The 6871-nt window shown below is 61.7% G+C and carries 4 protein-coding genes; 1 reads left to right on the top strand and 3 read right to left on the bottom strand.

The features are described 5' to 3' along the window. Positions 1–98: 98 nt before the first annotated feature. Genes P8R33_RS14725 through P8R33_RS14735 form a run of 3 tightly spaced genes read right to left on the bottom strand, consistent with a single transcriptional unit; the run spans position 99 to position 5989 of the window. Complete coding sequence (locus P8R33_RS14725) at positions 99–1568, bottom strand: efflux transporter outer membrane subunit (RefSeq protein ID WP_278329706.1); 1470 nt, start codon at positions 1566–1568, stop codon at positions 99–101. After that, positions 1565–4819 (bottom strand): multidrug efflux RND transporter permease subunit, encoded by a 3255-nt coding sequence (locus P8R33_RS14730; RefSeq protein ID WP_278329707.1) that lies wholly within the window; start codon positions 4817–4819, stop codon positions 1565–1567. Before P8R33_RS14730 ends, P8R33_RS14725 begins: the two co-directional genes overlap by 4 nt. A 3-nt stretch (positions 4820–4822) precedes the next feature. Then, positions 4823–5989 carry an efflux RND transporter periplasmic adaptor subunit gene (locus P8R33_RS14735; RefSeq protein WP_278329708.1) on the bottom strand — a complete coding sequence of 389 codons (1167 nt, stop codon included), beginning with the start codon at positions 5987–5989 and terminating at the stop codon, positions 4823–4825. A 95-nt stretch (positions 5990–6084) separates the two neighbouring features. On the opposite strand from P8R33_RS14735, the gene P8R33_RS14740 reads away from it, so the two are divergent. Continuing rightward, positions 6085–6717 (top strand): TetR/AcrR family transcriptional regulator, encoded by a 633-nt coding sequence (locus P8R33_RS14740; protein ID WP_278329709.1) that lies wholly within the window; start codon positions 6085–6087, stop codon positions 6715–6717. The last annotated feature ends 154 nt before the right edge of the window (positions 6718–6871 follow it).

Here is a 6871-nt window from a genome sequence, read left to right on the forward strand (position 1 = left end):
TAGCGCACCGCGTGCGGCCCGCGGGTTCGGGCACCGTCGACTTTCCGACGCCTCGCGGCGTCCGAAACTCTAAACGAAAGCGGACAGGCTGCTTTTGGCTATCGAACCATCGGAAGCGGCCTGTGCTTAATGCTGGGATTGGCGCCGCCGCCGAGGGCAACGAACAGCGTCGCACGATTTTGCAACCAAGCACGCTGAACGGCAAGAAGCTGTTGCTGAGCGCTGAACAGATTGCGTTCGGCGTCGAGGACCTCGAGATAGTCTGCCACTCCTTCGCGGTAGCGTAACCGGGCAATGCGGGCGATCTGCTGCTGCGCCTCTACCGAGGTTTCGAGGGTCATCAATTGTTCGGCGAGATAGCGCCTCCCTGCCAGCGCATCCGATACCTCGCGGAAGGCGTTCTGAACGGTGCGGTCGTAGTTCGCGACCTGTTCGACTTCGAGCGCCTGCGCCAGATCGAGATCGGCCTCGCGTGCTCCCCAGTCGAAAATCGGCAGAGATATGGACGGCCCAAAACTCCAGCCCAGCCCATCGCTCGAAAACAGGCCGTCGAGACTGTTCGAGGACAGTCCTGCACTTCCGGTGAGCGAAATGGTCGGGAAGAAGGCCGCGCGAGCAGCCCCGATATTCGCGCGCGCAGCACGTAGCTGTTCTTCGGCAGCGATAATGTCCGGGCGCACCAGCAGGAGATCTGACGGCAATCTAGCCGCAAGCCTGCGCTCGTCACCCTGCTCGGCAAGAGATACGCCTTCTGGCAAAGTTTCGGGTATGGTCCCGCCCACCAGAACGGCGAGCTGGTTGCGCAGTTGCGCCAAGGCCAGTCGTTCGCTTGCCAATTGCTGTTCCGCCTGCGTCAGCAAGGTCTCGGCCTGCCGGTATGGAAGTGCCGAGGTCACCCCGTTTTCAAGGCGTAGCCGTGCGATCCGCAAACCTTCGCGCCTGCTTTCGGCGGTCGCCTGGGCCAGCGCGATCTGCTCCTCGGTTTCCACGATCTCGAAATAGGTGTTGGCGGTGTCGGCGATGAGCGAAAGGTAGAAGGCCCGCTGCGCGGCAGCCGTGGCCAGATATTCCGCGCGGGCAGCTTCGCTCAAACTGGCAATTCGCCCCCAGAAATCGAGCTCGAAAGAGGTAACCCCTACGCCCACATCAAAGCGGTTGAAGGTGACTGAGTCGGGGGCACCTTCGACATCCCCGGTGTCCAGCGCCGGATTGGTCGAGAGCGGCTGCCTCGTCCGTACGGCGCTGCCATCTCCAACCAGCGCCGGCAATTGCCGGCTGTCTTCTATCCGATAGCGCGCACGGGCCTGTTCGACCCTTGCCGTTGCGGCGAGGAGATCGCGGTTGTTTTCAAGCGCACTCGCGATGAGTTGCTCCAATCGCGGGTCACCGAACCACTCGCGATAGGACAATTGCGATGCGACGACTGTCCCGTCCGGTCCGTACTCGGCATCGAAGGCAGGCGCGGTGGCTGCCTCGGGGCGGGAGTGCTCGGGGGCCATGCTCGCGCAGCTGGCAAGCAGACTGGAACCGATCGCCAGAGCGGCCAGCTTTCTCGTCGATCGCGTCATGGAGCGCGCCCTTCTTCGATTGCAGGACCGGATTTCTCGACTGGGTCTGTATCGCCTTCATGACCGCCGGTTGCGACAGGCTGCTTGCGGCTGACGTTTCGCCGCACCAGGAGATACAGCATCGGGATCAGGAAGATACCGAGCACGGTCGCGGCGATCATTCCTCCCATCACTCCGGTACCAACCGCGATGCGACTTGCGGCCCCGGCACCACTCGCGAGCACGAGCGGAACCATACCCATAGTGAATGCCAGCGAGGTCATGATGATCGGACGCAGGCGCAGGCGAGCGGCCGCTTTCACTGCATCAATCCGCCTTAGGCCACGTTCTTCTTCCTCAATGGCGAATTCAACGATGAGGATTGCGTTCTTTGCCGCGAGTCCGATGATCGTGATCAATCCGACATTAAAATAGACGTCCGCCGAAAGACCGCGCAGCATCGAGAACAACACCGCACCGAGTACGCCCATGGGCACGATCAAGAGCACCGCGAGAGGAACAGCCCAGCTTTCGTAGAGCGCCGCAAGCACAAGGAATACCACAACGACCGACAGGCCGAGCAGCAGGCCAATCTGCCCGCCGGCCTGCTTTTCCTCGTAAGAGATACCCGTCCATTCATAGCCGATCCCCTGCGGCAGTTGCTCCGCCAGACGTTCCATTTCCGCGAGTGCAGCACCGGACGATTCACCGGGAGCAGCCATGCCGGAAAGGGTCATGGCGGGGTAACCGTTGTAGCGTGCAAGGCTGGCCGGAGCTGCCGACCAGTCCGCAGTGGCGAAGGCGCTGAACGGCACAAGCTGCCCCTCCGCGTTCGGAATACGCAGCGACAGCACGTCTTCGGGGCTCATGCGATAAGGCGCGTCCGCTTGGACGAGCACCTGCAAGACACGCCCGTCGCGGTTGAAGTCGTTGGCATAGGCCGAGCCAAAGGTGATCGACAGTGCCGCGTTAACATCGGTAAGCGAGAGCCCAAGCGCCCGTGCCTGGACGCGGTCGATCTCGAGCGCGAGCTGCGGGCTTGGTCCCTGATCTTCGGGTCGCAGGTTGGCGATCATCGGGCTTTGCGACGCCATGCCGAGCAATTGGTCGCGCGCCGCCGTCAACGTCTCACGGCCAAGACCTGCGCGATCCTGCAGTTTCAGCGTAAAGCCGCTTGCCTGCCCGAGCGACTGGATCGCCGGTGGCTGGATTACGAATGCGATCGCGCTGTCCAACTGGCTGAAAGTGCCCATCGCCTGGCCGAGGATTTCGGCCGCGCCGCTTCCTTCGGCGGTACGCTCTTCCCATGGCTTGAACGACGCGAACATGATCGCATTGTTCTGACCCTGACCGAAGAAACTGAATCCGCGCACGACAACGAGGTTTTCCACCTCTTCGCGAGCCAACCAGAAATCCTCGATCGGCTCCAGAGCTTCGTCGGTGCGCTCCTGCGTCGCTCCCGGCGGCGCCTGAACTGCGGTGATGAGGAACCCCTGGTCCTCCGTCGGCAGAAAGGCAGACGGGAGGCGCATGAACAGCAGAATCGTTACTGCGCCCAGAGCCAGAAATACGGCGAAACCGCGCCATGGCCGCGACAGGATGCGGTCATTGGCCCGGCCGTACTTCTCCTGCATCCGCGCGAACCAGCGATTGAACCGGCCAAAGAATCGGGCGGCCTTGTTGCGCACTTGGGCGACGCGTCCTCGCCAGCCGGGTTGCATTTCGGCTTCGGTATCGACCGCAACCTGCCCGCCCTCCCCATGACCTTTAGCGATCGGCTTCAGGAAGGTGGCGCAAAGTGCCGGCGTCAGGGAAAGCGCCAGGAACGCCGAGAAGAAAATGGCAATGGCAAGCGTAACCGAGAACTGACGATAGATACCCCCGGTGGAGCCGGGGAAGAAGGCCATCGGCACGAAAACCGCGATCAGCACCAGCGTGATGCCGATGATCGCTCCGGTGATCTGGCCCATTGCCTTGCGGGTCGCCTGCAGGGGCGGGAGGCCTTCTTCACGCATGATGCGCTCGACATTCTCGATCACCACGATCGCATCATCGACCAGGATACCGATCGCTAGGACCATTCCGAAGAGCGAGAGCACGTTGATCGAAAAGCCGAACAACCACAAACCGAGACAGGCGCCTGCCAGGGCAATCGGAACTACCAGTGTCGGTATCAGTGTCGCTCGCCAGTTCTGCAGGAACAGGAACATGACGAGGAAGACCAGCACCATGGCCTCGACCAAGGTCTTCACCACTTCTTCCACCGAAGCCTGAACGAAAGGCGTCGTATCGTAAGGGATCGACCAGCTTACGTCTCCCGGAAGACCGGGCGCGATTTCGGCGAGACGCTCCTTCACGCCCCCTGCAGCGGCAAGCGCGTTGGCACCGGTCCCCAACTGGATCGCCATCCCCGCCATGGGTTGTCCGTTGAGAGTGGTGGAAGTGGCGTAGCTTTGCGCACCGATTTCGACGCGCGCAACCTCGCCAAGCCTTACCACTGCCGCGCCGGAATTGGCGCGAAGAATGATGTTCTCGAACTCTTCGACGGTGGTGAACCGGCCTTCGGTCGAGATGGTCGCGCTGATCTGTTGCCCATCGGCGAGCGGCCGGGCGCCGATCGAGCCGCCGGCGGTCTGCGAATTCTGCTCGCGGATGGCGGCAAGTACTGCGCTTGGGGACAGGTTGTAGGCTGCCAGCGCTTCGGGATCTAGCCAGATGCGCATGGCATATTGCGAACCGAAGAGCGTGACGTCGCCCACACCGGTCACCCGGCGCAACTCGTCCACAACCTGGTTCGCAGCGATGTTGCCCAGATCGGTAGTCGTAAGGTCGCCGCTTTCCGATGTGAGCGCGACGATCATCAGGAAGCCGGCGTTCGCCTGGCGCACGGTGATACCCTGTCGCCGGACCTCTTCAGGCAGGCGCGCCTCGACCGTGCTCAAGCGGTTCTGCACCTCGGTCTGGGCGATATCGATGTCGGTACCCGCCTCGAAGGTCAGCGTGATACTCGCCGCTCCGTTCGACCCGCTGGACGAGGACATGTAGAGGAAACCCTCCACCCCGTTGAGCTGCTGCTCGATGACCTGCGTGACGTTCTGTTCGAGCGTCTCTGCGTCCGCACCGGGATACACGACGCTGATGGTCAGCGATGGTGGGGCGACCTCTGGATACTGTTCGATCGGAAGTGCGCGCAGGGCGATAAAGCCCGCCAGCAGGATGCCGAGCGAAACCACCCAGGCAAAAATCGGCCTGTCGATGAAGAACCGCGCCATGGTCTATTGCGCCCCGCGATCGGTTTGAGCGGGAGCTTTTGCAGGCTTGTTCTGCCCGGTCGGCGTGTTCGAGACTTTCACCGGCACACCCGGCCTGATTTTCTGCAGGTTGCTGGTGATGACGACATCGCCGGGGCGAAGGCCGCCCTCCACGATCCAGTTTCCATCGACCATCGCGCCGAGCTGGATCGGGCGGATTGCAGCCAATCCTTCGCTATCGACGACGAACACCGTCCCGCCCTCCTCGGTGAGCGAAACGGCGCGCTGCGGCACGGTCAAGCCGTTCTGTATCTCGCCGGCATAGATTTGGGCGCGCACGAATTCGCCGGGTAGCAGCAGCCGCTGTGGATTGGGAAACTCGGCTCGTAACTCTACCGTCCCTGTCTGCTGATCGACGGAGAAGGCAAGGAAGTCGATATAGCCGGGAATCGGGTATTCGGTCCCGTCGCTGAAGGTCAGGCGCACCTCGACGCGGTCGTTTTCGTCCAGTTCGATCTCGCCTGCGGCGATGGCCCGGCGCAACCTGAGGACTTCGCTAGCCGCCTGGGCGAAGCTAACGTAGACCGGCGAAATCTGCTCGATCCGGGTCATCAGCGTGCCTTCCGGCTGACTGACAAGCGCGCCTTCGGTAATCTGTGCCCGTCCGGCCCGCCCGCCGATCGGGGCACGCACGGTGGTGTAGCCAAGTTGGAGCGATGCCGATTCGAGTTGCGCACGGATCTGCGCGACATTCGCCTCTGCTTCCCGCGAAGCGGCGAGCGCGGCGTCATATTCCTGACCGCTGATGGCATTCTCGTCGACCAGCGGGCGATAGCGCTCGACGACAGCCTTGGCGTTCGCCGCGGTGGCCCGCGCACGTGCCAGTGCTGCCTGCGTCTGGGCATAGCTTGCCCGCAATTCGCGCGGATCGATCCGGAACAGCGGCTGACCCGCGCGAACGTCGGTTCCTTCTTCATAGAGCCGTTCCTGCACGATGCCGGTCACGCGAGCGCGGACTTCGGCAACGCGCACCGGTTCGACCCGGCCCGGCAGTTCGATCACGTTGGGAACCGTGGCGCTGGCAACGGTAACCGTCTTGACCGGGATTGGCTGCTGCTCCGGAGGCGTATCGGCAGCCGAACAGGCGGAGAGGAGGAGGCAGGCGGCCAGGCCGGCTAGGATGGGCTTCACGGCGAAGTGGCTTTCAGTCAGCTTTTGTGCAGGTGCGAAGGTGTAATAGATATTACACCCTTGCCACGCAACCCGTTATCGTAGAGCCCTGTCAAATGATCGAACATGACGAATTCTGCCGTCTCGACCGCCGGAAACGCGCGATTATCGAGGCTGCTCGAACCCTCTTCGTCGAGCAAGGTTTCGAACGTACGACACTCGGCGACATCGTCGATCGCGCCGGGGGATCACTGGCTACGATCTACAAGCTCTTCGGAAACAAGGACGGCCTGCTCGAGGCAGTGGTTTTGGAGAAAGCATCTTCGGGCGAAACGCTTGTTTCTGAAGCACTGGAACAGGGAGGCGACCCGCCAGCAATATTACTGCGTCTTGCAGAGGGATTGCACTCACACTTCCTGGAGCCTGAGGTCGTCGCTCTGGTTCGCATTGTGATCGCTCGCAGTGTCAGTGACCGTGAATTCGCACGTGTCTTTTTCGAGCGCACCGCTACCCGAACCCGGCAAGCAGTCGAACAGATGTTCGTTTCATGGAAAATGAACGGTGCGACGATGCATGGCAGCCCTGCAATGCTGGCTGAAATGTTTCTCGGCATTTTTGTGAGCGATCTTCATGCAGAAGCGATCAGCCATGGGATAGCAGTTAATCACACACCTCAGCGTTTACGCGACCAAGTGGATTTCTTCATTGCAGGCGCCGGTCTTTCTAGTTTTAGTGAAGCTCACCGATAACTAGAAGTTTTGGCTGTTCATGGGCCGTAAGCGGACCGTCCGGTTATGGCATCTAGGTCGCGATAAGCTGCCGTTCGGCTTCCGTTTAGAGTTTCGGACGCCGCGAGGCGTCGGAAAGTCGACGGTGCCCGAACCCGCGGGCCGCACGCGGTGC

It is taken from the genome of Qipengyuania flavescens, from assembly GCF_029688735.1.
GTDB lineage: Bacteria > Pseudomonadota > Alphaproteobacteria > Sphingomonadales > Sphingomonadaceae > Qipengyuania.

What these genes read in the sequence shown, in the direction of transcription:
- P8R33_RS14725 (WP_278329706.1), bottom strand. Translation starts at nt 1,568, where the DNA reads ATGACGCGATCGACGAGAAAGCTGGCCGCTCTGGCGATCGGTTCCAGT.
- P8R33_RS14730 (WP_278329707.1), bottom strand. Translation starts at nt 4,819, where the DNA reads ATGGCGCGGTTCTTCATCGACAGGCCGATTTTTGCCTGGGTGGTTTCG.
- P8R33_RS14740 (WP_278329709.1), top strand. Translation starts at nt 6,085, where the DNA reads ATGATCGAACATGACGAATTCTGCCGTCTCGACCGCCGGAAACGCGCG.